This is a genomic window from Nocardia colli, assembly GCF_008704205.1.
GTDB classification, from domain to species: Bacteria; Actinomycetota; Actinomycetes; order Mycobacteriales; family Mycobacteriaceae; genus Nocardia; species Nocardia colli.
On record NZ_VXLC01000010.1, the window covers coordinates 213,187 to 239,219 of the forward strand.

At 67.8% G+C, this 26,033-nt stretch carries 25 protein-coding genes and 4 tRNA genes; 15 read left to right on the forward strand and 14 right to left on the reverse strand.

The genetic code is table 11. From position 1 onward, the window contains the following. Positions 1 to 9 precede the first annotated feature (9 nt). From dusB to F3087_RS21955, 5 genes are all read right to left on the reverse strand, one after another. Positions 10 to 1,152: a tRNA dihydrouridine synthase DusB gene (dusB, locus tag F3087_RS21935; protein ID WP_150404011.1), complete on the reverse strand. Its 1,143-nt coding sequence runs from the start codon at positions 1,150 to 1,152 to the stop codon at positions 10 to 12. A 152-nt stretch (positions 1,153 to 1,304) separates the two neighbouring features. Next, the gene (locus F3087_RS21940; protein WP_150403893.1) at positions 1,305 to 2,183 is read right to left on the reverse strand and encodes an SDR family oxidoreductase; all 879 of its coding nucleotides are present in this window, start codon (positions 2,181 to 2,183) and stop codon (positions 1,305 to 1,307) included. A 28-nt stretch (positions 2,184 to 2,211) separates the two neighbouring features. Further along, positions 2,212 to 2,646, reverse strand: coding sequence for a type II toxin-antitoxin system Rv0910 family toxin (locus tag F3087_RS21945; protein ID WP_150403894.1), 435 nt, complete (start codon positions 2,644 to 2,646; stop codon positions 2,212 to 2,214). A gap of 46 nt (positions 2,647 to 2,692) precedes the next feature. Beyond that, complete coding sequence (locus tag F3087_RS21950) at positions 2,693 to 3,892, reverse strand: lipid-transfer protein (protein WP_150403895.1); 1,200 nt, start codon at positions 3,890 to 3,892, stop codon at positions 2,693 to 2,695. Further along, positions 3,889 to 4,809: a MaoC/PaaZ C-terminal domain-containing protein gene (locus tag F3087_RS21955; protein ID WP_150403896.1), complete on the reverse strand. Its 921-nt coding sequence runs from the start codon at positions 4,807 to 4,809 to the stop codon at positions 3,889 to 3,891. The genes F3087_RS21950 and F3087_RS21955 overlap by 4 nt, the downstream gene beginning before the upstream one ends. A 123-nt stretch (positions 4,810 to 4,932) precedes the next feature. On the opposite strand from F3087_RS21955, the gene F3087_RS21960 reads away from it, so the two are divergent. Then, positions 4,933 to 5,967, forward strand: coding sequence for an AraC family transcriptional regulator (locus F3087_RS21960; RefSeq protein ID WP_191094085.1), 1,035 nt, complete (start codon positions 4,933 to 4,935; stop codon positions 5,965 to 5,967). 24 nt (positions 5,968 to 5,991) lie between these two features. Here the strand turns inward: F3087_RS21960 and F3087_RS21965 are convergent, their stop codons facing one another. After that, on the reverse strand, positions 5,992 to 6,858 hold the full coding sequence (locus F3087_RS21965; protein ID WP_150403898.1) for an SDR family oxidoreductase: 867 nt from the start codon (positions 6,856 to 6,858) through the stop codon (positions 5,992 to 5,994). 141 nt (positions 6,859 to 6,999) lie between these two features. Beyond that, the gene (locus F3087_RS21970) at positions 7,000 to 8,109 is read right to left on the reverse strand and encodes an acyl-CoA dehydrogenase family protein (protein WP_396897575.1); all 1,110 of its coding nucleotides are present in this window, start codon (positions 8,107 to 8,109) and stop codon (positions 7,000 to 7,002) included. A gap of 131 nt (positions 8,110 to 8,240) precedes the next feature. On the opposite strand from F3087_RS21970, the gene F3087_RS21975 reads away from it, so the two are divergent. Then, positions 8,241 to 8,549, forward strand: a complete 309-nt coding sequence (locus tag F3087_RS21975; RefSeq protein ID WP_150403900.1) for a hypothetical protein — start codon at positions 8,241 to 8,243, stop codon at positions 8,547 to 8,549. A gap of 84 nt (positions 8,550 to 8,633) precedes the next feature. Here the strand turns inward: F3087_RS21975 and F3087_RS21980 are convergent, their stop codons facing one another. The 3 genes from F3087_RS21980 to F3087_RS21990 all read right to left on the reverse strand — a co-directional run bounded on the left by F3087_RS21980 (position 8,634) and on the right by F3087_RS21990 (position 10,750). Then, positions 8,634 to 9,605, reverse strand: a complete 972-nt coding sequence (locus F3087_RS21980; RefSeq protein WP_150403901.1) for an acyl-ACP desaturase — start codon at positions 9,603 to 9,605, stop codon at positions 8,634 to 8,636. A 283-nt stretch (positions 9,606 to 9,888) separates the two neighbouring features. After that, on the reverse strand, positions 9,889 to 10,488 hold the full coding sequence (locus F3087_RS21985) for a DUF937 domain-containing protein (RefSeq protein ID WP_150403902.1): 600 nt from the start codon (positions 10,486 to 10,488) through the stop codon (positions 9,889 to 9,891). A 189-nt stretch (positions 10,489 to 10,677) separates the two neighbouring features. Beyond that, positions 10,678 to 10,750 (reverse strand) — tRNA-Lys (locus F3087_RS21990). 860 nt (positions 10,751 to 11,610) lie between these two features. Between F3087_RS21990 and F3087_RS21995 the strand changes: the two genes are divergently transcribed. The 9 genes from F3087_RS21995 (at position 11,611) to F3087_RS22030 (ending at position 15,803) form a co-directional block, all read left to right on the forward strand. Next, a complete protein-coding gene (locus F3087_RS21995; protein ID WP_150403903.1) occupies positions 11,611 to 12,276 on the forward strand; it encodes a TetR/AcrR family transcriptional regulator in 666 nt (221 codons plus the stop codon). Between the two features lie 95 nt (positions 12,277 to 12,371). Beyond that, positions 12,372 to 12,444 (forward strand) — tRNA-Glu (locus F3087_RS22000). A gap of 28 nt (positions 12,445 to 12,472) precedes the next feature. Continuing rightward, positions 12,473 to 12,546: transfer RNA gene (locus F3087_RS22005), tRNA-Asp, on the forward strand. 59 nt (positions 12,547 to 12,605) lie between these two features. After that, positions 12,606 to 12,679, forward strand: a tRNA-Phe gene (locus F3087_RS22010). 306 nt (positions 12,680 to 12,985) lie between these two features. Continuing rightward, positions 12,986 to 13,303, forward strand: a complete 318-nt coding sequence (locus tag F3087_RS22015; RefSeq protein ID WP_223885257.1) for an ArsR/SmtB family transcription factor — start codon at positions 12,986 to 12,988, stop codon at positions 13,301 to 13,303. Beyond that, positions 13,300 to 13,794: an SRPBCC domain-containing protein gene (locus tag F3087_RS22020; RefSeq protein ID WP_150403905.1), complete on the forward strand. Its 495-nt coding sequence runs from the start codon at positions 13,300 to 13,302 to the stop codon at positions 13,792 to 13,794. Before F3087_RS22015 ends, F3087_RS22020 begins: the two co-directional genes overlap by 4 nt. A 108-nt stretch (positions 13,795 to 13,902) precedes the next feature. Further along, complete coding sequence (locus F3087_RS22025) at positions 13,903 to 14,583, forward strand: GAP family protein (protein ID WP_150403906.1); 681 nt, start codon at positions 13,903 to 13,905, stop codon at positions 14,581 to 14,583. A 90-nt stretch (positions 14,584 to 14,673) separates the two neighbouring features. Next, positions 14,674 to 14,841, forward strand: a complete 168-nt coding sequence (locus F3087_RS46025) for a hypothetical protein (protein WP_191094086.1) — start codon at positions 14,674 to 14,676, stop codon at positions 14,839 to 14,841. A 260-nt stretch (positions 14,842 to 15,101) separates the two neighbouring features. Then, positions 15,102 to 15,803, forward strand: coding sequence for a polyprenol monophosphomannose synthase (locus F3087_RS22030; RefSeq protein WP_150404012.1), 702 nt, complete (start codon positions 15,102 to 15,104; stop codon positions 15,801 to 15,803). 60 nt (positions 15,804 to 15,863) lie between these two features. On the opposite strand, the gene F3087_RS22035 is transcribed toward F3087_RS22030, so the two are convergent. The 3 genes from F3087_RS22035 to F3087_RS22045 all read right to left on the reverse strand — a co-directional run bounded on the left by F3087_RS22035 (position 15,864) and on the right by F3087_RS22045 (position 20,341). Continuing rightward, a complete protein-coding gene (locus F3087_RS22035) occupies positions 15,864 to 16,301 on the reverse strand; it encodes a DUF6069 family protein (RefSeq protein WP_150403907.1) in 438 nt (145 codons plus the stop codon). A 156-nt stretch (positions 16,302 to 16,457) separates the two neighbouring features. Then, a complete protein-coding gene (locus F3087_RS22040; RefSeq protein WP_150403908.1) occupies positions 16,458 to 17,882 on the reverse strand; it encodes an HAD-IB family hydrolase in 1,425 nt (474 codons plus the stop codon). Then, complete coding sequence (locus F3087_RS22045; protein WP_150403909.1) at positions 17,879 to 20,341, reverse strand: glycerol-3-phosphate 1-O-acyltransferase; 2,463 nt, start codon at positions 20,339 to 20,341, stop codon at positions 17,879 to 17,881. The genes F3087_RS22040 and F3087_RS22045 overlap by 4 nt, the downstream gene beginning before the upstream one ends. Before the next feature lie 132 nt (positions 20,342 to 20,473). Here F3087_RS22045 and F3087_RS22050 point away from each other — a divergent pair, with 132 nt between their 5' ends. Both F3087_RS22050 and F3087_RS22055 read left to right on the forward strand, forming a co-directional pair. Then, positions 20,474 to 21,238, forward strand: a complete 765-nt coding sequence (locus F3087_RS22050; RefSeq protein WP_150403910.1) for a DUF2127 domain-containing protein — start codon at positions 20,474 to 20,476, stop codon at positions 21,236 to 21,238. 125 nt (positions 21,239 to 21,363) lie between these two features. Continuing rightward, complete coding sequence (locus F3087_RS22055) at positions 21,364 to 22,680, forward strand: salicylate synthase (RefSeq protein WP_150403911.1); 1,317 nt, start codon at positions 21,364 to 21,366, stop codon at positions 22,678 to 22,680. A 70-nt stretch (positions 22,681 to 22,750) separates the two neighbouring features. On the opposite strand, the gene F3087_RS22060 is transcribed toward F3087_RS22055, so the two are convergent. Beyond that, positions 22,751 to 24,364 (reverse strand): (2,3-dihydroxybenzoyl)adenylate synthase, encoded by a 1,614-nt coding sequence (locus tag F3087_RS22060; protein WP_150403912.1) that lies wholly within the window; start codon positions 24,362 to 24,364, stop codon positions 22,751 to 22,753. A gap of 147 nt (positions 24,365 to 24,511) precedes the next feature. Here F3087_RS22060 and F3087_RS22065 point away from each other — a divergent pair, with 147 nt between their 5' ends. Continuing rightward, positions 24,512 to 25,390 (forward strand): oxidoreductase, encoded by an 879-nt coding sequence (locus tag F3087_RS22065; RefSeq protein WP_150403913.1) that lies wholly within the window; start codon positions 24,512 to 24,514, stop codon positions 25,388 to 25,390. A gap of 80 nt (positions 25,391 to 25,470) precedes the next feature. Continuing rightward, positions 25,471 to 25,941 carry a carboxymuconolactone decarboxylase family protein gene (locus F3087_RS22070; protein ID WP_150403914.1) on the forward strand — a complete coding sequence of 157 codons (471 nt, stop codon included), beginning with the start codon at positions 25,471 to 25,473 and terminating at the stop codon, positions 25,939 to 25,941. The last annotated feature ends 92 nt before the right edge of the window (positions 25,942 to 26,033 follow it).

The following is a 26,033-nucleotide window of genomic DNA, read 5'->3' on the forward strand; positions in this document are numbered from 1 at the left end:
GTCCGGTTCTCAGCCGCCACTGTGCATTACGTCGGCGGCGTGCGGTACGGCCGGGTCCTGCGGGTCGTCCAGCCAGCCGTGCGGCAGCGCGACTTTGCCTGGGGAGCCTTGTCTTCCGCGCGGACCCTCCGCGTCCCTGGGGAACGGCGCGGTCGGATCCAGCTGCCCGACAAGGTCTTCCAGCTCGGTGAGGCTGGACACCGTGGCGAACGCGCGGCGCAGATCGGCGCCGACCGGGAAGCCCATCAGGTACCAGGCCATGTGCTTGCGTAGGTCACGCATGGCCTTGTCCTCGCCGAAGGTCTCCGACAGCAGCGTGCCGTGCCGGTACAGCACCTCGCCGACCTTGCCGAGATTCGGCGGGGTGGGCAGGGCCTCTCCGCGCAGCGCGGCCTGGAGCTCGGCGAACAGCCACGGCCGGCCGAGGCAGCCGCGGCCGACCACGACACCGTCGCAGCCGGTCTCGGCCATCATCCGGACCGCGTCGGCGGCGGAGAAGATATCGCCGTTGCCGAGCACCGGAATCGTGGTGACGGCTTCCTTGAGCCGTGCGATGGCCGACCAGTCGGCCTGGCCGGAGTAGCGCTGCGCGGCGGTCCTGGCGTGCAGCGCGACCGCTTGCGCCCCTTCGGCTTCCGCGATGCGCCCGGCATCGAGGTAGGTCAGGTGTTCGTCGTCGATGCCGATGCGGAATTTCACCGTCACCGGGACGCCGGCCGGTTCGGCGGCGGCCACCATGGCGCGCACGATCTGGCTGAACAGCGCCCGCTTGTACGGCAGCGCCGCGCCGCCGCCGAGCTTGGTCACCTTGGGCACCGGGCAGCCGAAGTTCATGTCGATGTGATCGGCCTTGCCCTCGCCGACGATGATCCGCACCGCCTCGCCGAGGGTGGCCGGGTCGACGCCGTAGAGCTGCATCGAGCGCGGCGACTCGTCCGCGTCGAAGGCCATCATGTCCAGGGTCTTCTCGTTGCGCTCGACCACCGCCCGCGCGGTGATCATCTCGCAGACATAGATGGAGGTGGGGCTACCGAACTCGCGGCACAGCTTGCGAAACGCCAGATTCGTGATGCCCGCCATCGGCGCGAGCACCACCGCCGGATCGACCGGATACGGCCCGATCCGCAGCGCACTCTTCGCCCCGGTAGTCATCGTCACGCCGTCCAGTCTCTCATTTCCGCACGTAACGGGCCTGTGCGCCCCCGAAACGGCCTGCTCGCACGGGCAATGCAGCTGGTGCGCGGGACCGGCGGCGGCGCACCGCACTCGCCGGCGCGTGGGGCCGTGCCGGCGAGTGCGGTGAATCAGGCGATGTCCGGGAGGCGGTCGGCCAGATCTGTCAGTTGCCAGGGGCCGTCGGTTTCGATGGTCCCGGTGGCGGTCCAGCCGTTGAGGGCCGAGATCGCGCCGCCTTGGACGGCGAAGACCTTGCCGGTGATCGGGCACTTCTCCTGGGCGAGGTAGGCGACGAGGGGGGAAATGTTCTCCGGGGCAAAGGCATCGAACTCGCCCGCGGGGACCTCCTCGGCGAACATGGCGCCCATGCCGGGGGTGGCCAGGGTGAGCCGGGTGCGGGCGACGGGGGCGATCGCGTTGGCGCGCACGCCGTATCGCTCCAGTTCGAGCGCGGCGACCTGGGTGAGCGCGGCGATGCCCGCCTTGGCCGCGCCGTAGTTGGCCTGGCCCGGATTGGGCAGGAAGGTGCCGGACGCGGAGGCGGTGTTGATCACCGACGCCGCGACCTGCTGCCCGGCCTTCGACTGCGCCTTCCAGTACGCGGCGGCGTGGTGCAGCACCGCGAAATGCCCCTTGAGGTGCACCGCGATCACCGCGTCCCACTGCGCCTCGTCCATCGCGGCGATGAACGCGTCACGCAGGATGCCCGCGTTGTTGACCAGGATGTCCAGCCCGCCGAAGGCGGTGATCGCCTGCTCGACAAGGGCTTTCGCGCCCGCCCAGTCGGCGATGTTCGCGCCGTCGGCGACCGCGCGCCCGCCCGCCGCGACGATCTCCTCGACCACCTGCTGCGCGGGCCCGGCGTCGGCGCCGACGCCCTCGTTGTCACCGCCGAGGTCGTTGACCACGACGGCGGCTCCTTCGGCGGCCAGCAGCAGCGCGTGTGCCCGGCCGATGCCGCGCCCCGCGCCGGTGACGATGGCGACGCGTCCGTCCAGCGAACCCATGATGTTCCTTTCGAGGGGGAGAGCGTGGTCAGGCGAGCAGACCGGCGAGGTTGGCGAGGGAGGCGTCGAGTTCCTTGGTGGAGGCGCGTTCGATCGCGCCGCCGATCGCGCCGACCATCATCTGGCTGATGAATTCCGCGTCGATGGTGACCAGCGCAGCGTTGTCGCCCTGGGCCTGCACGGTGAGGGTGAAGCTGATCTGTGCGCCGGCCAGGCCGACGCCGGAGAACTTCGTCGAGTTCGGCGCGTCGTAGGCGTCCACGGTGAAGGTGATGGTGTTCGCCATCCCCATGATGGTGAGCACCTCGGTCATGGTCGTTCCGATGGACAGTTGCGCGGGCGGCGGCTCCTTCCACTTGGTGTGCACGGTCAGCCACTCCTCGAACCGGTTCGGGTCGGACAGCACCGCCCACACCTTCTCCGGCGCGGCGGCAAACTCCTTGGACACCTTGGCTTGTGCCATGGTCGTTCTCCTCTACTTCGGTAAAGCGGTTGGCGTGGTGCCGGATTCAGCGTTCGGCGGGGCGGTAGGCGGTGACGATGGCCGCGCCGCCGAGGCCGATGTTGTGCGCGAGTGCGACTTTCGCGTCGCCGACCTGGCGGGCGTCGGCCTCGCCGCGCAGCTGCCAGGTCAGCTCGGCGCACTGGGCCAGGCCGGTGGCGCCGAGCGGATGACCCTTGGAGATCAGGCCGCCGGACGGATTGACCACCCAGCGCCCGCCGTAGGTGGTGTCCGCGGCGTCGACCAGCTTGTGTCCCTCGCCCTCGCCGCACAGGCCGAGCGCCTCGTAGGTGAGCAGCTCGTTGGGGGAGAAGCAGTCGTGCAGCTCAATCACGTCGAGATCGTCCGGGCCGATGTCGGCCTGCGCGTACACCTTTCGGGCGGCCGCGGCGGTCATGTCGACGCCGACGAGTGAGCGCGCCGTCTTGGTGGCGAAGGTGGATTCGAGGTCGGTCACCATCGCCTGGCCGACGATCTCCACGGCCCGGGCGCCGAGGTCGTGTTCGTCGACGAAACGCTCGCTGGCCAGCACCGCCGCGCCCGAACCGTCGGAGGTCGGCGAGCACTGCAACCGGGTCAGCCCGAGCGGCTCGTAAACCATTTTGGCGGCGGCGATCTCGTCGAACGTGTACACATCCTGGAACTGCGCGTACGGATTGTTCGCCGAGTGCCGGTGGTTCTTCTCCGCGATCTTGGCGAAATGCGCACGGGTGGAGCCGTATTGCTCCATGTGCTCGACCCCCGCCGCGCCGAACATCCACGGCGCCACCGGCATCGCGAACTCGCGCAGCTGGGCCAGCGCCTCGATGTGACGCAGCAGCGGCTGCTCCCGATCGGTGTAGCCCGCCTCAAGCGAGCCGGACTGCATCTTCTCGAAGCCGAGCGCCATGGCGCAGTCGGCCAGCCCGCCGCGAATCGCCCTGGCGGCCAGGTACAGCGCCGAGGATCCGGTGGAACAGTTGTTGTTCACGTTGACCACCAGCAGCCCGGTCAGCCCGAGTTCGTAGACGGCGCGCTGCCCGCTGGTGGAATCGCCGTAGACGTAGCCGACGTAGGCCTCCTGCACCTGGTCGTAGCGGATGCCCGCGTCGGCCAGCGCTTTGGTGCCGGACTCCTGTGCCATGGCCGGGTAGTCCCAGCCCTCCCGGCGGCCCGGCTTCTCGAACTTGGTCATGCCGACACCGATGACGAAAACCCGGTTGCTCATATCGTTTCCTTGTCGCTTACGGCCTCGAACTCTGCGAGCCCGTCCTGGATGACGAATTGGTCGTTGTCGGAACAAGTTTCGAACGCGTAGCGATCACGCCCGGCTTGCCGCTCGGTCGCCCATACCGCGGTGTTGATGGTCTGCTGTGGGAACGCCGGCGAACTCAGCCGCACGGCAAGCCTTTTCAGCCGCGTCGGATCCTCCGGGCTGATCCTCGTGATCAGCGCGTGCGAGATGAACGCGATGGTGCACAGGCCGTGAATGATGATGCCGGGCAACCCCATCGCCTTGGCGAACTCGTCCACCAGGTGGATCGGCATCGGGTCGCCCGCGGGCTGGGCGTAGCGGAAGGTCTGATCCGGGTCGAAGGTCTGCGCCGCGAGGAAGTCCGGCTCGCGGGCGCGCAGCCGCTCGTCGAAGGCGTGCGCCGGGCTGGGTTCGCCGCGGGCGCTGTCGAATTCGCCACCGCGGAAGAAGCCGACGAAGTACTGTTCGTTCACCAGCTCGTCGCCGCTGTAGGTCTCGATGTGCGAGGTGACGACCACGCCCGAGGATTTGCCCTCGATTCCGATCGGCCGGGCCCGTACCTCTAGTGTCTCGCCCGGTTCGATCGGCCGGTGGAAGCGGAAGTCGTGCTCGCCGTGCAGGATTCGCAGCATCAGCTCGTCCGGCACCACCGACATCGCGGCGTCGGCCATCATCACCGTGATCGGCACCACCGCGAAAACCGGTGGCGCGTATGTCCCGTCGAGGTGTTGGCGAATCGGATCGTTGGTCGCGGCGGCGTAGGCGATCGTGCGTTCCTGGTCCACCACGAAGGTGTCGCGCGCACCCCAGTTTCCCAGCCGGTCCAGGTTGAAGGTCGTCCCGTCCGGCGCCGAGGTCGAACCCGGCCTGGTCGACGCGTCGTTGCTCATACCAGCAACGCTAGGAATCCGGGCGGGCCCCCGGGATGACCGCGCGGCGCACGTTCGGTGACCGCCGCGCTCACCGCATCCGGCCTGGTAGGTTCGCCTCGACCAGGGACGCAGGAGGTATTGGTGGCGGCGAGGACGGTGCCGATCGACTTCGTGCGCTCCGCCGTCGCCACCGCGCAGCGGCAGGGCGTCGACATCACCCAGCTGCTCGGCAGCGTGGGCGTCGCGCCCGAGCTGCTCGCCCAGGACCGGGCGCGGGTGACGGTCGATCAGGTGGCCGCGACCATGCGCCAGCTGTGGCGGATCACCGATGACGAACTGTTCGGCCTCGGCCCGGCGCCGGTGCCACGGGGATCGGTCCGGCTGGTCGGCTTCGGCCTCATCGCCTGCCCGGATCTGGGCGCGGCGATCCGCCGGTTCGGCGAATATCAGCGCCTGCTGCCCGGCCTGCCGCCGATGGCGGTGACCACCGACGGCGAACGCACCCGGTGCACGCTCGACACCAGCGTGCTGGCCGCCGGCGAAGAGCTGCTCGCCGTGTTCCTGCTCGCGGCGATCCACCGGATGGTCTCCTGGGGTATCGGCCGCCGAGTTGCCTTGCGCCAGGTCGAGTTCCCGTATCCGCGGCCGCGCAATATCGCCGACTACGACCTCGTCTTCGGCGCCCCGCTGGTCTTCGACGCCGCCACCGCCGCAATAACTTTCGACAGCGAACTATTGAACGCGCCGCTCACCCGGACCGAGGAAGACCTCATCGACTGGGCCCGCAACGCCCCGATCGACGTGCTGTCCCGGCGCGACTACGGCACCTCGCTCGCCGAGCAGGTGCGCAAGATCCTCACCCGCGGCCTGCACGGGGTCCGGGACAAGACCGCCGGCGATCGCTGGCCCACCGCCGACGAGGTGGCCAAACGGCTGGCCATGAGCCCACAGACGGTGCGCCGCAAGCTCGGTGAGGAGGGCACCTCGATCACCCAGATCCGCGAGGACATCCTGCGCGACGCGGCGGTGGCCAGCCTGGTGCGCGGCGACGAGACCGTCGAGGCGCTCTCGGCGCGGCTCGGCTTCTCCGAACCGAGCGCGTTCCGGCGCGCGTTCCGCCGCTGGACCGGCAGCCCGCCCGGCTCCTATCGCGGGTCCGCGCCGACCGCCGGCTGAATCTTCCTGCGCGGCAGCGGATCGCTACTGATCGCGCAGCCGGCGGTGATACCGCTCCCGGATTTCCGGATCGGGCTGCGCGTAAGCCGTTGTCGCGCCGGTGAATCGCGCGACCACGAGCTGCGCTCGATACGGCAGCAGCTGTGCGGTCTTGATGATCGCGGCCAGCTTGCGCGGGACGGTCACCAGCGGCTTGCCCTTGACCACCGTCCGCACGATGGCCTGCGCGACATCCTCGGGATCGACGGTGGTCATCGGCTCGATCCAGCCCGGCATGTTCGCCCCGGCGGACAGCTCGGTGCGCACGATGCCCGGCAGCACCGCCGAGACCTGCACGCCGTGTTCCTTCAGTTCCAGATGCAGCGCCGAGGTGAAGCCGACCACCGCGTGCTTGGTCGCGCAGTAGGTGGCCAGCCCCGGAAACCCTTGCGTGCCTGCCAAAGACGCGATGTTGATCAGATGCCCGCTGCCCCGCGCCAGGAACCGCCTGGTGGCCAGCCGCGACCCGGTGATCACCCCGCGCAGGTTGATGTCGACGATCCGGTCGGTCATCGCCTCGTCCTCGTCCGCGAACAGCCCGGTCGGCATGATGCCGGCGTTGTTGACCAGCACGTCCAGCGGCCCGAGCTCCTTTTCCAGCGTGTCGAGGAACACGGCGAACGACTCGCGGTCGGTCACGTTCAAGGGCAGGCCGATGATCTTGGCGTCCGGGTCCGCGCCGAGCTCCACGGCGGTCTTGTCGACCAGCTCCACATCGATGTCGCCGATCGCGACCGTGGCGCCTGCCCCGAGGAACGCCTCGGCGGTCGCCCGGCCGATCCCGCGCGCGCCGCCGGTGATCGCGACGACCTTCCCGGTCAGCGGGGCGTCGCCGTGGGGTGCACTGGTCATGTTCTCGGCCTTCCTGATTCGATCGGCCACGGCCGGTGCGAACGGCCGACCGGTACGGCGCGATACACCCAGTGTCGGCGTTGCCGCGGCGATCGTCGGCGGATTCGGCAATCACGAAGCGGCGCAGCGGGACCGGCGCGCTCAGAGCCCGCGCGCGATGATCTCCTTCATGATCTCGTTGGTGCCGCCGTAGATCTTCTGGATCCGCGAATCGGTGAAGATCCGCGCGATCGGATACTCGGCCATGTAGCCGTAGCCGCCGAACAGCTGCAAACAGCGGTCGGCCAGGATGTTCTGCTGCTCGGACAGCCACAGCTTCGCCTTGGCCGCGGTGGGGATGTCCAGCTCGCCGCGGACGTGCTTCTCCACGCAGTCGTCGAGGAAGCTCCAGCCGACGGTGACCGCCGTATCGCATTCGGCCAGCGTGAATTTGGTGTTCTGGAAGCCGAACAGCGGCTTGCCGAAGGCGGTGCGCTCCCTGGTGTATTCCAGGGTCAGCTCGACCGTCTTCTCCATCGTCGCCATCGCGGTGACGGCGATGATCAGCCGCTCCTGCGCGAGCTGCTGCATCAGCTGGATGAAACCCTGGTTCTCCGCCTCGCCGATCAGGTTCGTCCGCGGCACCCGCACCTCGTCGAAGAACAGCTCGCAGGTGTCCTGCCCGTGCTGGCCGATCTTGTGCAGATTGCGCCCGCGCCGGAACCCCTCGCGGGTGGTCTCGACCGCGATCAGCGAGAGCCCGCCCGCGCCGCCCTGCTCGTTGGTCTTGGCGACGACCAGCACCAGGTCGGCCAGGAAACCGTTGGAGATGAACGTCTTCGCGCCGTTGACCACGTACTCGTCGCCCTGCACCGTCGCGGTGGTGCGGATCGCCTGCAGGTCCGATCCGGTGCCCGGCTCGGTCATCGCGATCGCCGCGACGATCTCGCCGGAGGCCAGCTTGGGCAGCCAGGTCTTCTTCTGCTCGTCCGTGCCGTATCCGGCGATGTAGTGCGCGATGATCGTGCTGTGCACCGGACCGCCGAAGCTGGGCGCCAGCGCGCGCACCTGTTCGATGGCGATCACCGCGTCGTGCCGGAAGTCCCCGCCCCCGCCGCCGAACTCCTCCGGCACGCTCGGGCACAGCAGGCCGAGCTGGCCGGCCCGCAACCACACCTCGCGGTCGATGTGCTGCTGCTCGGCCCAGCGCTCCTCGTGCGGCGCGCACTCTTTACCGAAGAAGTCGCGCGACAGCTCCGCCAGCGCATCCATTTCCGCATCCATCCACCGTGAGCGGTGCTTTGCCATGTTCGCCCGTCCCTTCGCGCAGCCGACGCCGTCGTCTTCTCCCCACGGTAGGAATTCGCAGGTCCCGCGGGTAAGGACCGAGCCGCCCGAATCCGATGACCGCAGCGCTTGCCCGCGGCGATATCGCCGATCGAAACGCCGGCGGCCGCAGGCCGAACGGATATCGATCGAATACATGGGTCGGGCACCGCGACACCGAACTGCCAGGACATGAATGTTCGAGTGAACTGGGCGACGACGAATACCGCTCCCCAGTTGGCGAACATAGCGACACCTGCGCGGCGAATGCGTTCGTGAATGTGAACGGCGGTACCGCGCAGAATCCTATTGCGGTGCGCGCAACGTTTGAAGGTTTATTGCGTCGAAGTTCGATCTTCGACGCAATAAACCTCGAAAGCAGATAATTGCTGGATACAGCGTTAGCCGGACATACGCGAGCCGCCGTCCGGTGCTCCGGACGGCGGCTCGTGGTCGATCGGGGTGCGAGCTCAGCTCGCGGTGCTGCTCGCCATCTGGCGGTCGGCCTTGGCGGCCTCGCGGGCGAGCATGCGGTCGCGCTGCTCCTCGAACTTCAGCACGTCCTTGCCGAGCTTGTCCAGGTAGGCGGCGAGCCGCTCGCGGCAGGCCTCGCCGCGGCCGGTGAAGTCCTCGCGCTCGAAGATGTTCCACTTCTTGAGCACCGGCTGCACCACCTCTTCCATGTGCTGGCGCAGGTCGTAGATGCCGTGCTTGGCCATCAGGACGCCGTTGCGGCGGAAGTTGGGCATGCCCGCGCCGGGCATCTGGAAGTTCTCCAGGATCAGCGTGATGGCCTCGATCGCCTGGTCCGGAGACAGGTCGAGCGCGGCGGCGCACATGTTGCGGTAGAAGATCATGTGCAGGTTCTCGTCCGCGGCGACGCGCTGGAGCATGCGGTCGGCGATCGGGTCGTCACAGACCTTGCCGGTGTTGCGGTGGCTGACGCGGGTGGCCAGCTCCTGGAAGGTCACGTACGCGACGGAGTGCAGGAAGCCGGCGTCGGCCTCGGTCGGCGACGCGAAACCGTTGGTCATGTGGATCATCCGCGCCTCTTCGAGGGCGACCGGATCGACGCCGCGGGTGACCACCAGGTAGTCCCGCATCACGATGCCGTGCCGGTTCTCCTCGGCGGTCCAGCGGCCGACCCAGGTACCCCAGGCACCGTCCTGGGAGAAGTTCTCGGCGATCTCGCGGTGGTAGGAGGGGAGGTTGTCCTCGGTCAGCAGATTGGTGACCATGGCGGCCTTCGCGACTTCGCTCAACCGGGACTGCTCAGGATCCCAGTCGATGCCCCCGAGTGCGGCGAAATTGCGGCCTTCATCCCACGGGACGTAGTCGTGCGGATGCCATTCCTTTGCCAAGGAGAAGTGCCGGTTGACGTTTTCTGCGGCAACCGGCTCCAACTCCGTAAGAAGCTCGAGTTGAGTCAGATCCCTTGCCATGTATGAACCCTTCAGTCTGTGCGTCCGGTCGAGCAGGTCATCCCCCCAAGGTAGACCGATGCCGTGCGGCCATACCTTACGGCACCGTAGGTGTGATGCGAAACGCATCCGAATGCCTGTTGATGCCCCGTGATGCACGTCATACGCCGTCGTTGGCGTTCGGCGACCACTGTCGAGTGTATGGCTTCGGCCCGCAGCGAGGGGACTATCGCTACGGGCCGAGAAGTGTTAGCCCGGCGTGCTGCACTGCACACGCCGGGGCAAATTGCATAGTGCGCCCAGCTCAGCGTTTCCCGCCGAAGAGGCCGCCGAGCACGTTGCCCAGCGCGCCGCCGGCATTCTTGGCCAGCGCCTCGCCGATCGCGCCGCCGATGCCGCCGCTCTTGCTGCTGCCGCCGAGCAGGCCGCCGAGGATGTCGCCGATGTCGCCGATGCCGCCGTTGCCGGCCGGCTGGGTCTGCGGCGCCGCGTTGCCGCCGCCACCGGTCATCTGCTTGGCCAGGTAGGCGAGCACGATCGGGGCGAGAATCGGCATCAGCTTGGCGATCAGGTCGTTGCCGCCGGTGCCCTCGGTCGCGCCGAGGGTGCTGATCACCGTGTTCTTCTCCTGGCCGAAGACGTTCTCGACGATCTTCGAGCCGTCGGTGACGTCGACCTTGTCGATGTCCACCTGGCCTTCGCCCTCGACCAGGTCGCCGTGGTTGTCCAGGGCGCCGACCAGGGAGGCCGCGCCGTCGGGCTGGGTCGCGTTCGCCTGCAGACCGCCGAGCAGGGTGGGCAGCGCGGCCTTGACCGCGTTGGTCGCGGTGCTCTCGTCGACGCCGAGCTTCGCGGCGATCTGGCCGATCGGTACCTGGGAGAGCAAATCATCGAAGGAAGTCATCAGCTCCGCCTTGTCGAGGGATGACCGGGATTGCCCGTGTCGCGCTCACAGTAGGGGAATGCCCGGAGGGAGTGTGGTGTTTCGAACCCGCGCGCCGAGGGCGCGTTGCAAGTATGGCCCGGCCGCCGGAGCCGGCGACAGTCCAGCTGAAACGAGAGCGGGCGCCCGGTAGACCGGGCGCCCGACGAGTGCCCCCAGTAGGGCTCGAACCTACGACCTGCGGATTAAAAGTCCGTAGCTCTACCAACTGAGCTATAGGGGCGCGGTGGGCCAGTGTAGTGGGCGCGGCGCGATGGCCCAAATGGGGGAGCGGGGCGAGTCGCGGGCCGGCGGCGGCTCGGATCGCAAGGGCCGGCGAGTAGTGGCAATCTGACGCCGAGACTTGTTGTCGCGCCTAGTAACGCGCGATGTGTGGCTCGCGATCTCGCCGGTAAACATTTGGTACCCAACTTTGTTCATTGCGCCGAGAATTGGCTACCATCCAATCATGTTGGCTAGCAATGTCTTTGGATTTGCGGGGGGTGAGGGGCCTGAGCTCGGGCGCATGTGCGGGTGGGGTGAGCGGGCGGGCTGCCCACGATGGCCCGCGCTCCGGTCGGCCGGTCTCCTCGGGTGAACGTTGCTGGGACGCTGTCGAATTGGGGGAACGAGCACAGAGGGAAGCTTGGTTGCTTGATGTTTGCTGTAACAGTAAACCGAACCGGTCAGTTACCTGACTCGTCGGTTTGCCGCGTGTCGGAAGGGGATTCCGGGTACGGTGACGACTTGATGAATTCCGTAAGAATCGTCTACTCGTCCGGTGATTCGGAATTCGGCTTATCGTTGATGTGCCCGAACGTGTCGCGAGCGGTCCGGCCGATCGTGACTTCCCTGGAGACAACGCCGCAGGAGGCAGATCCGAGACGAAGAAATACCCGGGTGCGCACCCCCTGCGGCGCACCCGGGCAGGAAAACTATACCAGCTGGTGTGTTTCAGGTTTTTCGCAAGTTTTCGTACCGAAAGTTTGAAACTGGGCGAAAACCCGGTTTGAAGTATTGATAAAACTCATAACTTCGCGCCAAGGGCCCGTTCCTTTGGGGGTGGCTGTTTGGCGGCGAGTAGGCTTCGGAGGCGTTTCGAGCATGGCACGGCAGCAAGAGCGGGCCCGCCGGACACGTGCGGCGATTATCAGGTCCGCCGCCGTTGAGTTCGGGAAGAGCGGCTATGCCGCTGCATCGCTCAACCGCATATTGGAAGGGTCGCGTGCCACCAAGGGCGCCATGTACTTCCATTTCGATTCCAAGGAAGATCTAGCACGCGCCGTACTGGAGACGGCGGTCGAACGCTATCGCGCATCGGCCGAGCGTTGGCTCGGCCGAACGGATCTCGGACCACTGGACGTCATGCACGGCATGATCGACGAGATGGCATTGCGGCTCGAGCACGACATCATCGTGCAGGCCGAATACCGGTTGATCATCGAGCCCGACTTCTATCGGGACGTGCAAACCGGCGGTGGGCGAATACTCGGGCGCGCCGTCCGCGCGCTCGCGGTCCGCTCCATCGACCAAGGGCAGTTGCGCGCCGACGCGGACGCGGACCGGTTCACCCGCACACTGACCGCCGCGCTGGCCGGCCAGCGCTACATGGTCGACGCGCACGGCACCGGCATCGATCTGCGCGCGCGCTTCGAGGAGGCGCTCGAGGTGGTCATCGAGTCCATGTCCACCACCGAGTGGGCGGAGAAGTTCCGCAACGACGGCTGGCGCACCCACGCCCGCCTCGAAGAGCTCAGTTTGGGACTCTGAACAGCCGATTTGGGAATCGAGTCCGGTCTGTCATAAGCTAACCGGGCTCCCAACGGATAGCCGTTGAAGCCGGTTCCGGAGAAATCCGGAGACGAGCCCCCTTCGTCTAGCGGCCTAGGACGCCGCCCTTTCAAGGCGGTAGCGCGGGTTCGAATCCCGTAGGGGGTACGGTCTTCGGACCGTTGGTAGTATGCAAGGCCCTGTGGCGCAGTTGGTTAGCGCGCCGCCCTGTCACGGCGGAGGTCGCGGGTTCGAGTCCCGTCAGGGTCGCAAGTGAGGCGCCGGAGCAATCCGGCGTTTCGCGTATGGCATTCAACTCGGGTGCCTGCGGCCAGGTAGCTCAGTTGGTACGAGCGTCCGCCTGAAAAGCGGAAGGTCGCCGGTTCGATCCCGGCCCTGGCCACAAAACTCGTAGGCGAGCCCTGCACGCGGAGTGCGCGTGCGGGGCTCGTTTTGTTCGTTTCTTGTGGGGGTGCAACCCCCACGCCCCGCTCGGCGGGGCTTCGCCCCCCGAACCCCCTTGGGCTGTGGTCGCCTTTTGGGGGCGGGCTGCGGATTCGACCTGGTCGAGATCTGCTTGGTGTGGTTCTCCTCCCGGACTCCCTCCCTTGTAATGCAATCCGCGCGAGCTGGCCTTGGGTCTGGCTGTTGTATCCGTTTCTCTCTTGTATGCCTTGACAGTTATATAACTGTAGGGGAATATGTAGGGGTGACCACGGCTAGCGTTTTTCAGGTGTTGGGGGAGCCGAGCAGGTTGGCGATCCTCGAGGTTTTGCGGCAGGGGGAGCAGCCGGTGGGGGAGTTGGTGGGGCGGGTGGGGCTTAGTCAGCCTGCGGTTTCGAAGCATCTTCGGGTGTTGAAGGAGGCGGGGTTGGTTGAGGTTCGGGTGGAGGCGCAGCGGCGGGTGTATCGGATTCGGACGGAGCCGCTGGTGGGGGTTGACGATTGGCTGGCGCCTTATCGCCGGTTGTGGAGCACGCATCTCGATCTATTGGAAGAACATCTCGAGCGACGGAGGCAGGAATGAGTCAGGCAGAGCTTCGTACCGATGGGGCGCGGCCGGCGGTGCGGCTGGAACGGAAGCTGGCGGATCCGCCGGCGGTGGTGTGGCAGGCGATCACGGAGCGGGAGCAGTTGCGGGCCTGGTTCCCGTGCGACGTGGAGGTGGTCGGCGGTGTGTGGGAGGTGGGGGCGGCGATCACGTTCGACTTCGGCGACGAGATGGGTGGAAGTACGCTCAGCGGTGAGGTATTCGCGGTCGATGAGCCGAAGCTGCTTGCGTTCAGCTGGGGCGAGGAACGGTTGCAGTTCGAGCTGACGCCGCACGGGAGCGGGACTCTGCTGGTCTTGATCGATGAGCTGCCGGCCGATTCCGCGGCCCGCAACGCCGCCGGTTGGGACGAGTGCCTCGACCGCCTGGCTGGGCTCGAGCCCGTCGACTGGAAATCCCGCTTCGACACCTACTCCGCGACCTTCGAACCCCTCGTCGGCCCCCAGGCGGGCCCGCCCACCGAGTGATTCACCGCGAGCGGGACCTGGCGGCGGCGAAACGCGAGTAGCGCCACCGTCAGGTCCCGCTCGGCGTCGTGGGGGTGTGGTCCGGCGCTCCCGTAGGCTGGCCGGGTCATGCTGACCCTCCTTCTAGCGCTCGCGGGTTTCGCGTTTCTGGATTCGCTGGATGTGCTGCTGGTGGGGGTTACGACGGCGGTGGTGGCGGACAGCCGGATCGGGCGGCGGTCGCCGGTGCCGGGTGGGGTGAGTTTCATCGCGGGGGTTTTCGCGGTTACCACCGCTTTCGGCATCTGTACGGTGCTCGGGTTGAACTTCCTGACGGGGCTGGTGGAGTTCGAACTGACGCCGGGGGTGCGGTATTGGGGTGAGTTGGGGTTGGGGATGGTGTTGATCGCCATCAGCCGGGTTCCGGTGGCTAACCGGACCGAGCCGCCGGCCTGGGCGGCGGCGGTGCGGCGGCGGCCGTGGTTGTTCGGATTCGTCGGGATGGCAATCGGTCTCGTGCAGGCGCCGACGGCGGTGCCGTATCTGGCGGGGCTGGCGATGATCTCGGCGCAGGATCCGTTGCCGGTGTTGTGGCCGCTGATCGTGGTCGCGTATTGCGCGCTGGCGCTGTTGCCGCCATTGCTGGTGCTGCTGTTGTCCCTGCGCCGGACCCCGCGGGCGCGGCGCGTCTACCGCGCCGTGGTGCGGATCCTCACTCGCTACGCCCCACCCGCATTACGTGTTCTTTTCGTGCTTTTCGGCACAGTTCTGGTGGTCGACGCACTCGTCCACTTCCGCCACCTCTGGTAACCCATGCCGCGAGCGGCTCGCGAATCGCGAGCCGGCCCGATGATCTTGGAAATGGGGTTGAACGGGCGCTGACGGTGGAATGCTGGGGGCATGGCTGAGCGCTGGTATTACTGCTTGAAGCACAAGCGGGCCGAAAAGGGCAGGCAGTGCTGGTTCCAGGATCGGATGGGGCCGTACCCGGACCAGGCGACCGCGGAACGGGCACTGGAGATCGTCAAGGCGCGCAATGCGCAGGCCGATTCCGGGGACGAGGACTGACCGAGGCCGGTAGTCCGGTGTGCGACAAGTGATCTGACCGCGAGCGTGGACGCGGGGCGGGCGGCCGCGGCGCAAAAGTGATCTTGTGACGTGCGCGGATGCCTGCCCGATATCGGTCACCAGGTAGATCCACTCAGGCCTGCTTCAGCTGTATCAAGTACGGTTTCTCCGAACTCAAACGATTGCTCGGTGGTCCTGACGTGGGCTGCGAGCTGGACCAGGATCAGCAGGGAGGGCGACCCTTGAGGGTTACCGTTGTTGTGCCGACCTACAACGAGCGGGAGAATCTGCCGGTTGCGGTGCAGCGCCTGACCGCGCTGCCGGTACCCGACCTGCACGTGCTCGTGGTCGACGACAGTTCGCCGGACGGCACCGGTGACGTCGCCGACAAGCTGGCCGCCGAGCTGCCGAACGTGGTCGGCGTGCTGCACCGCACGGAGAAGGACGGCCTCGGCCGGGCCTACATCGCGGGCATCACCCGGGCGCTGGACGAGGGCGCGGACGTGGTGATCCAGATGGACGCCGACCTGTCGCATCCGGCCGAGGTGATTCCGGCCATGCTGGAGAAGCTGACCACCACCGACGCCGGCGTCGTGCTCGGCTCGCGCTATGTGCCGGGCGGCTCGACCGCCGACGAGTGGAAGTGGCACCGCAAGGCGCTGTCCGCGTGGGCCAACTTCTACGTGAACCTGATCCTGCGGCTCGGCGTGAAAGACGCCACGGCCGGGTTCAAGGCGTGGAAGGCGGACACGCTGCGCGCGATCGACGTGGCCTCGATCCGCAGCAACGGCTACTCGTTCCAGGTCGAGATGAACTATCGGACGGTCAAGAAGGGCATCGAGATCGCCGAGGTGCCGATCCGCTTCGAGGAGCGCACCCTGGGCGCCTCGAAGATGAGCCTGAAGGTGCAGCTGGAGTCGGCGCTGATGCCGTGGAAGCTGCTCTTCGGCCGTTCGGTCTAGGACAGACAGGCGTAGGGCCCCACATCCGCGATGGATGTGGGGCCCTACGTCATTGCCGGTTCAGTGGGCGGACAGGCCACGGCGCATCGCTTCCAGTCCGACGACGAGCACCGGTGCCAGCACCACATGCATGACCGACAGCGCGACGGTGGTCACGGCGTCGAACGGTGCGGCGATGGTCAAGCCGATGGTCGCGATGGCGAGAACGGCACCGACGATCTGCGCCACCCGCAGCGCACCGGTCCAGAAGTACGACACCAGCGCGGCCGCCGTCATGCCGACGAGCAGCGGCAGGCCGGAGGAGACGATCACCCCGCCCGCGCCGACGGATGTGGTGACCCCCTGGTCGACCACTTCGAACGAGCCGCCGGCGGCTTCGCCGAGCAGCCAGACGATCAGGTTGACCGCGACCGCGGCGACGACGCTGCCCACGACGGCGGTCGGCCGGCCGACCGCGGGGATACGCAGTGCGGGGGTGGAGGTTTGAGCGATGGTCATGATGTTCTCCTCATCCGAAGCTGTGCTGCTTGGTGCTGAGAACAATCATCAAACCTCAACAATTCTTGAGGTCAATTCGCGCCGGTGTGGCCTGTATCACTCCGGCCGGTAACCGCCGCAACGGAATTCGGCGCGGTCCGCGGAGGTTCGCGCGAATCAGTCGGGCTTCGGCCAGTCCAGCAACGTGTCCACATACAGCTGGCGAACCGCGGCGACCTTGTCGTCCAGGTCATTCGGATCCCAGCCGCTGACATCGATGGGATCGAGGATCGCCACATCCACGGTGCCGGGCCGCGCGACCATCGAGTTGCGCCAGCAGATTTCGCCCGCGTTGCGGATCACGATGGGGATGACCGGCACGCCCGCCTGGATGGCGATGTGGAAGGCACCCTTCTTGAACGGCCCGACATCCGGTGTGTAGGAACGGGTTCCCTCGGGCGCGACCGCGATCGACAGTCCGCCGCGCAGCGTGTCGACGACCGGCGCGAGCGCGGCCTTGGCCTTGTCGGTGCTCGACCGATCGATGAAGGTCACGCCGACGAAGCGCATCAGCGGGCCGAAGACCGGGTTGCGGGTCAGCTCCTTCTTCCCGATTCCGGTGACCCCGCCCTGGAGCACCTCGGGGACGATGATGATGTCGAACTGGCTCTGATGGTTGAACAGGAACACCGCGGGCCGCGGTGCGCGCGCGTTCTGGGCGCCGCTCACCCGGAGGTGCACTCCGGCGAGGCTCAAGGTGTTTCCGGCGGCGTGCTCCAGCAGCGCATCGGCCATTTGCCGATGGTCCCTGGTCGGTGACTTCGACGCGACGCCGTAGAACGCGCCGCCGAGCAGTCCAGCGAAACCCGCTGTGGTGCGGGCATAGTCGGCCGGGCGCGCACCCTGGCGCGGGTGAAAGCGCAGGGCCGGCCAATTGCGTTCGGCGGCCACCGAGGTGAGCTCTTGGTCGGGGTTCACCGCAGTCGGATGACCGACCAGGGACAGCAGCGGCAGATCGGCGGTGCTGTCGGCGTAGACATAGCTGCGGGTGAGGTCCACCTCGTGGCCGGCGGCGAATTCCCGGACCGCATCGGCCTTGCCGTTGCGCCACAACGTCTTTCCGTCCGGATAGCCGGTGAGGATGCCGTCCTGGGCGGCCATCGGGGTATAGAGCACATGCTCGATGCCGAGCTCGGCCGCCGCGGGCGCGACCTGAAAACGGGTCAGCGAGCTGGCCAGCACGATGGTGTGCCCGGCCGCCTGATGCGTCCGAATCAGTTGCCACGCTTCGAAATACAGATGTCCGTACACCGTGCGCCGGAACAACCGCTCGCCCAGCGCGTCCAGGTCGGCTTCGGATCTGCCCGCGAGCGCCTCGGCGAGCTGGTTCAGGAACCGGCCGTACTCGCCGTCGGTGGCGCCGTTGCGGATACCGCGCAGCAGCACCTCCTCGGTGCCGCGCCGGCGGAACAGCCGCTGGAACGTCCCCGGCCGCGGAAAGCCGTCGACGACGGTGCCGCCGAAGTCGAAGATGGCGGCGATCTGCGCGCCCGTCAGCCCGGAACGGATCTCGGCGAGCGCGCCGTCGAGCTCCGCGCTCACCGGGTCTCCCGATTGGACGGATCCAGCGCCGCCGCGCGGGAGATGCGGGTCCCGATGGTGCGCAGCTGATCGGCGAATTCCACCCGCCGCTCGGTCAAATCCGCGCGGCGCTTGGCCGAATCGTGCGACACCCCTTCGAGCAGCCCGTAGTTGTCCGCGAGTTTCAGTGCGCTGGTGAACAATTCGGTGGAGACCGATTCCGGGCTGTGCAGCCGCTGTTGCAGCATCATCTGTTTGCCGACCGCGACACAGTCGGCGATGAACTGCTTGCGGTCGAGTTCCACCTCGGGGTCCCGGTCGGCCAGCCGCTCGGCCACCACCAGCTGCGCGTCGAAGAACGAGCGAAGCACCCGGTGCGCCATCATGAATCCGGAACCGGTGAGCTTGGCCATCACCTCCGAGCCGAGGGTGTTGTCCCGGGTGTGGCTGTGCCACTGCGGATCCAGCAGCAGCATCTCGGCGGTCATCTGCTCGGCGAACTCGGCCCGCTCGGGGAAGAAGAACTCGAACTTCAGCAGATCGCGCAGCCGGAACGCCTCGTCCCAGCCGGTGGTCAGCTGGTCGGCGCCGTCGCTGTCCAGCGCGGCCAGGATGGACAGCTCGAGGATGGCGCGGTTGACGAACCAGTGCACGGCGCTGTTGCGATAGAACGCGGCCTCCAGGTGCGCGCCCGCCTCGATCGAATAGACCGGCTCCAGCCCGCCGCGATAGACCGTCACCACCTTGGCCAGCGAGAGTTGTTCCAGCACAACGGCCAGGCCCTGATCGTCGCGCAACGCGGCCAGCTCGCCGTGCGGCAGATTCCGCTCCTCGATGTAGCCGAGCACCGGCGCGAGCACCGTGCGCACCTCGCCGAGGGTGAGCGCGCGCTCGTGCACGCCGAGCAGCGCGAGGGTGACCAGCGCGTTGACCGTCACCGGGGTGACCGCGTTGATGCCGACGGCGATCTCGAACGCCAACCGCTGCACGGCTTTGCGTTCCAGCTCCGCGACGTCGGGTGCGTCCGGCGCGCCCTGTCCGGTCTCGGTGAGCCCGGCGGGCGCGGGTTCGGTGCGATGCAGCGGGATGGTCAGCGGCGGCGTGGTGAGCGGATCGCCGTGCGCGGCGAGCCGGTCGCGTGCCGAAAGCGGTTCGCCGAAGCGCACATACACGTGCCCGGCCGAATGCTGCTGGCTGCGTACGTAACGCGCGAGCCAGGCCAGCCCCTCCGGCTTCTTCTTGCCGCCGACCTGCTCGGTCGAGATGGCGCCGAGCTCGTTGAGCCGCTCGTAGGTGATCGACACCGGCACCAGCATGACGTCCTCGACCCGGTCCGCGCGGACCGCCGCCGCAAGGTAATTCAGCAATCCGTAGCGCGGCGGGCGCAGCTTGCCGGTGCGGGTGCGGCCGCCCTCGAAGTACCACTCCAGGTTGAAGCGCTTGGCCAGCAGGTAGGCGAAGTACTCCTCGACCACCGCCTTGTACACCTCGTCGTCGCCGAAACTGCGCCGGATGAACACGGTTCCGGTGCGCCGGGCGATCGGGCCCATCGGCCAGAAGCTCAGGTTCGCGCCGCCGATCACGTGGTTCGGCGGGAAGTCGTTGCGGGCCAGCACATCACCGAGCACGAACGCGTCGACGTAGGACCGGTGCGACGGCAGGAACACCAGCGGGTAGCGGCGGTTGAGGTCGCGCAGCCCGGCCAGCCCCGAATCGTCGGAGTCCACCTTCCAGGTCGACGCGTGGATCGGCCGCATCGCCTGGGTGAACAGGTCGGAGACCAATCTGCTTTGCGCGGCGACGAGTTCGTTCAGCGCCTTCTCCGCGCGCCGGTACACCTCGTGCGGGCCGGCGCCGATCTGGTCGGCGATGAGTTCGAGCCGGCGCACGAAGTCGGGGGAGTCGAGGATCTCCTCGGCCACCAGCCGGGGCACCTTGTACCGGTCGCCGATGATGGTGCGCTCGGCCCGTTCCAACGCCACCACGGCCGCGCGCACGACGGCGCGGGCGAACGGCTCGGCGGTGCCCTTGGTGACCAGCGCGGCGGCTTCGGGGTTGTTCGTGCGCAATTCGCTGAGCAGCGCGGGCTGCCCGGTGAGCACCACGTGCCGGTTCGGCTGGCCGGCCAGCTTGCGCTGGGCCAGTCGATTCGGCTTGCGCGGGTTGGTGAGCAGCGCCATGTCGGCGAAGGTGATCCGGCGTACGCCGTCGCGCTCCGGCGGCCGCCAGAGCACCCGCACCGGCACCACCAGCGGATCGTCGTGGCGGCCGACCAGCCGCGACGCCACCGCGCCGGCATCGAGATCCAGCTGGGTGATCGGCGCGTCGGTGCCGAACTCCTTGGCGATCCCGCCCTCGGTCAACCAGGCGCCGATGAGTTCGCGCTCCACGCCGGAGGCCGCGTCGACCAGCGCCACCACCGACCCCGGTGCCGATGCTCGCTCAATATCCGCGGGCGATCCGCCACGGTGCTCGATCATTACCGATTCCCTCCGACAGAAGATCTCCCTATTGAATCCCCCTAGGGCGATTCCGCGCAGGCACTCGGGCCCGCAAGTTGAACGCGCGGCCATGATCCCGCGTTCCGGGCGAGTGCGAATTACGCTGCGCTTATGGATTGGGCGCTGCGCGCATGTGGCTGGCACGGTCATTACACCTACGCACCGGACGAGGCGGACCTGGCCGATCGGTTGCGGGTCGACACCGTGGCCGGGGTGGCCTGGCGCTGTTTGCGCTGCGGGACCTTCGTGCCGGGCGACCCGGTCGGGTCCGGTCCGGCCGACCACGCGCCGGAGGTGCCGCGCGGGCGGCTGCTGCGCGATCGCTGGTTGATGCGCGCGCTGGCGATCGAGCGACTGCTGCGCGGGTTGGTGCTGATCGGTGTGGCGTTCGCGGTGTTGAAGTTCCGGACGTCGCGGGAGACGATGCGGGCCGCGTTCGACCAGGATCTGCCGCTGCTGCGCCCGCTGGCCGACCAATTCGGCTGGGATGTCGATCGATCCAAGATCGTGCACCTGATCGATCAGGCCTTCTCGCTGTCGAATACGACGCTGCTGTGGGTGGCCGTCGGCGTCTTCGGCTATGCGGGGTTGCAGGGTATCGAGGCGCTCGGGCTGTGGCTGATGAAGCGCTGGGGCGAGTATTTCGCCGTCGTCGCGACGAGTCTGTTCCTGCCGCTGGAGATCTACGAGTTGACCGAGAAGGTGACCGTGCTGCGGATCGGCGCGCTGCTGGTCAACATCGCCGCGGTGGTCTGGCTGCTCTACTCGAAGCGGCTGTTCGGGTTGCGCGGTGGCGCGGCCGCGTACCACGCGGAACACAGCGCGGAGAGTTTGCTGAGCGTCGAGCGTTCGGCCCTTGCCGTGCCGGCGAAATGACCGTTCAAGTCCGGCGAAGTGATCTTTCGGTGGTCGTTCGATGTGTTTGCGGGCACAGTATGCAGTCAGTCAGGTAATGCTAACCTTACCTCCAAAGCAAGGCCAGTTAGAACTTTGGAGGATCGTTGTCGACCACGGACGAACGCTTGCGGGTGGAGTATGTGACCGATCCGGCGGCAGCGATGTCCCGGCTGGCGGGGGCCGATCGGTTCGGTGAGTACGTGATGTACGAACGACCGGGTGAGTGGGTATTCGCCGCCGATCCGATCGGCGGTATCGAGCTGGATGTCGAGGAACTGCGGGTCAGCTGGGACGGGCAGACCACCGCGACCGCATGGGAGGGCCGCCCGGCGGGAGTCGTCGACCGGGCGCTCGCCGCGCTGCCGCTCGACGGCCGTAATGCCTACGGCTGGATCGGATTCGAGTTCTGCGCGTGGGCCTACAGCGCGACCGCGCATCTGGACCCGCGGACCACGTTGGTGCAGTTGATGATTCCGCGCATCGAGGTGCGGATCGGCGAATACGGCATCCGGATCTCCGGCGCCACGCCGGCCGAGACCGGCGACATCCACGACCTGATCACCGAATCGCAGGAAAGCGAACTGCCGCAGCCGCATCCGACGGATATCCGGCTCGACCCGACCGGCTACGCGGGCCGGGTCGCCGAGGCCGTCGGCGAGATCCAGGCGAACCGGTATCAGAAGGTCATCCTGTCCCGGAAGGTCGATCTGCCGTTCGTGGTGGACGTGCCGGCCACCTATCGGCTCGGCCGCGCGCACAACACGCCCGCGCGCTCGTTCCTGCTGCGGCTCGGCGGGCTCGAGGCGGCCGGGTTCAGCCCGGAACTCGTCGCGTCGGTGGACGAGGACCGCAAGGTGACCACCGAGCCGGTCGCGGGCACCCGAGCCTTCGGCCGTGGCGCGGACGTCGACGCGGCGGCCCGCGCGGACCTGCTCGCCGACCCCAAAGAGATCGTGGAGCACGCGATTTCGGTGCAGACCTCGTTCGCCGAGATGACCTCGGTGGCCGACCGGGGCACCGTCGCGGTCACCGACTTCATGGCGGTGCGCGAGCGCGGCAGCGTGCAGCACATCTCCTCCACCGTGTGCGGCACGCTGGCCGCCGACCGGACCAGCTGGGACGCGCTCGAGGTGCTGTTCCCCTCGGTCACCGCGTCCGGGATCCCCAAGGCCGAGGGCATCGACTCGGTGTTCCGGCTCGACCACGACGCGCGCGGGCTGTACTCCGGTGCGGTGGTGACGATTTCGCCGACCGGCGCGCTGGAGGCGACGCTGGTGCTGCGGGCGATCTATCAGACCACCGAGGGCGCCTGGCTGCGGGCCGGGGCGGGTATCGTCGCGCAGTCGCGGCCGGAGCGGGAATTCGAGGAGACCTGCGAGAAGCTGGGCAGCATCGCGCCCTATGTGGTGCAGGCGCAGTAGCCGTTCGATCGGATCTTCGGGCAGCGCATCGAAAGATGCGCTGCCCATTGTCTTTTCCATATCGAGCAGCTCACCCCGCGGTGGCGCGCAACGCCTTCTTGTCGATCTTTCCGACGGCGGTGATCGGCAACCGGTCCGCGCGCCGCAGGACGTCGGGGAGCTTGTAGGTCGCCAGGCCGCGTTCGGTCAGGAAGGTCTTGATCTCGGCCAGTTTCGGCATCTCGCCGTCGACAACCAGTACGGCGCAGACTTTTTCGCCGAGCGCGGCGTCGGGCAGGCCGACCGCCGCGGCGTGCCGGACGGCCGGATGCGCGAGCAGATGCTCCTCCAGCTCGTCGCACGAGACGTTCTCGCCGCCGCGGTTGATCACGTCCTTGATCCGCCCGGAGACGATCAGGTGCCCGCTCGGCAGCCTGCGCACCAGATCGCCGCTGCGGTAGTAGCCGTCCGGGGTGAAGGCGCGCGCGTTGTGCTCGGGTGCGCGGTAGTAGCCGCGAATGGTGTACGGCCCCTTGGTGAGCAGCTCGCCCTCGGCGCCCGGCGCGACGTCGTTGCCGTCCGCGTCCACCACCCGGATCTCGTCGGCGGGGGACAGCGCCCGCCCCTGCGTGGTGTGCAGCAGTTCGGCGGCGTCGTCGAGCCGGGTGAAGTTGAGCAGCCCCTCGGCCATGCCGAACACCTGCTGCAAGGTGGCGCCGAGCGCGGGGGTCACCTCGCGGGCGTTGACCTCGGCCAGCCGGGCGCCGCCGACCTGGAGCAGCCGCAGCGAACTCAGGTCGGCCTCCTCCCATTCGGTTGCGGCACACCACAGCTGGGCCAGCGGCGGGACCACCGCGGTGACCGTGACCCGATGCTGCTCGATGGCGGCGAAGGCGCTCTCCGGACTGGGATCGGTGATGAACGCGACCGCGCCGCCGACGCTCACGGTGCCGAGAATCCCCGGGCAGGCCAGCGGGAAGTTGTGCGCCGCAGGCAGCGTCGCGAGGTAGACGTCGTCCGCGGTCAGCGCGCACACCTCGGCGCTGGCGGTGGCGTTGTAGACGTAGTCGTCGTGCGTGCGGGCGATCAGCTTCGGCAAGCCGGTGGTACCGCCGGAGACCAGCATCAGCGCGATATCGCTGGAATCGATCACCGGCAGCGAATCGCCTTCGCGCGGCACCGAATTCAAGGCGACGCCGGATCCCGGTTCGCCGAGCACCAGCACGTGCCGCAGCGACGGCACCGACTCCCGCACGGCGGCGGCCAGCTCCCGATAGTCGAAATCCCCGAGCCGATCGATCACGATGTAGGCGACGGCCTCGGAAAGCGCTGTCAGATGCTCGATTTCGGCCCGCCGATGCGCGGGCAGGGTCAGCACCGGAATGATCCCGGCCCGCAACAACCCGAACAGCACCGTCGCGAACTCCGGCACATTCGGCAACTGCACCACTACCCGATCGCCGGGCGAAATCCCCAGCGCGAGCAGCCCGTGCGCCATCCGATCGGACTCCGCGTCCAGCCACGCGTAGCTGCGCACGCCGTCCGCCTCCAGCAGCGCGGGCCGATGCGGATGCCGCCGAGCCGTCTCCCGCAGCAGCTCGCCCAGCGCCCGCCCGTCCCAATATCCGGCGGCCCGATAGGCCTCGCCGGCCTCGGTCGGAAAGGGCACATAACCATCGCGATGCGGGGTGGATGTCGAAGTCACGGTCGTACCTCACGGCTAACCCGAGCCGAGCTCGGTGAACATAGGTAAGGCAACCCTATCTCACGATCGCGTGCTGATTCGAGCAAGTCTCGATCGCCGCTGTGCTGGCCCAGGTATGACGCAGCGTCTCGGTTTAGACTCCCCGCCATGAGCAGGTGGGATACCTCGGCGATGCCCGATCAGGCCGGTCGGAAGTTCATTGTGACCGGTGCGAACAGCGGGCTGGGGGCGGCCACGGTACGAGCATTGGCGGCGGCCGGGGCGGACGTGGTGCTGGCCTGCCGGAACGTGGCCAAGGGGGAGCAGGTCGCGGCGGAACTGGGCGAGCGGGCGGTGGTGCGGAAGCTGGATCTCGCGGATCTGGCGTCGGTGCGGGAGTTCGCCGAGGCGACGGATCGGGCCGACGTGCTGATCAACAACGCCGGGGTGATGGCGCTGCCGCAGGCGCGCACCGCGGACGGTTTCGAAATGCAGGTCGGCACAAACCATCTCGGCCACTTCGCGCTGACCGGGCTGCTGCTGGACAAGATTTCGGCGCGGATCGTCACGGTGGCCAGCGGTGCGCACGTCATCGGGAAGATCGATCTGGACGATCTCAACTGGGAGCGGCGCCCGTATCGGCGCTGGCCGGCCTACGGGCAGGCGAAGCTGGCCAACCTGATGTTCGCCTACGAGTTGCAGCGCAGGCTGAGCGCGGCGGGCTCGCCGAAGATCTCGGTCGCCGCGCACCCCGGTTATGCCGCGACCGAGCTGATGTCGCACACCGAGTCGATCCAGGACGCGGTGATGTGGCTCGGCAACCTGCTGCTCGCGCAGAGCGCCGAAATGGGCGCGCTGTCCACGCTTTACGCCGCGACGACCGACGTCGAGCCCGGCCGCTACTACGGGCCGACCGGCTGGCGCGGGCTGCGCGGCTACCCGGGCCGCTCCGGTTCGACGAAGGCCTCGCGCGACGAGAACGTCGCCCGTGGCCTGTGGGAGCTGTCGGAGAGACTGACCGGCGTCACTTACGATTTCGCGAAGTAGCCGCCTCGATGTCACACATCGCCTACCCGTGTCGTCCTCTCTACGAAGACGCAAGAACAACCACGAAGGAAGGCAACATCATGGACGCTCGCATCAACCTCTTCGGCAACCAGGTCGCCGGCAGCTTCATCAAGCGGCTCAACAACGCCGCCCGGATCATCAACGACTCCACCCTGCCCGCCGCCACGCACGAGCTGATCAAGATCCGGGCCAGCCAGATCAACGGCTGCGGCTACTGCACCGACATGCACACCAAGGACGCCGCGCATCACGGCGAGACCTCGGTGCGGCTCAACCTGGTCGCCGCCTGGCGCGAGGCCACCGTGTTCACCGAGGCCGAGCGGGCCGCGCTCGCGCTGACCGAGGAGGCCACCCGGATCGCGGACAGCGCCGGCGTCAGCGACGAGGTGTGGCAGGAGGTGCGCAAGCACTACGACGAGGACCAGGCCGCCGCCCTGATCTCGGCCATCGCGATGATCAACGCCTGGAACCGGCTCAACGTCATCGCCCGCACCCCGGCCGGCGACTACCAGCCCGGCCAGTGGGGGTGAGGCAAGCCGGCTCGACCGTGCTGTGGCCTGCGGCACGATCGAGCCACCTCTCGATATCTGCCTGGTACAGTGCCTGACGTGCAGCGCGTCTA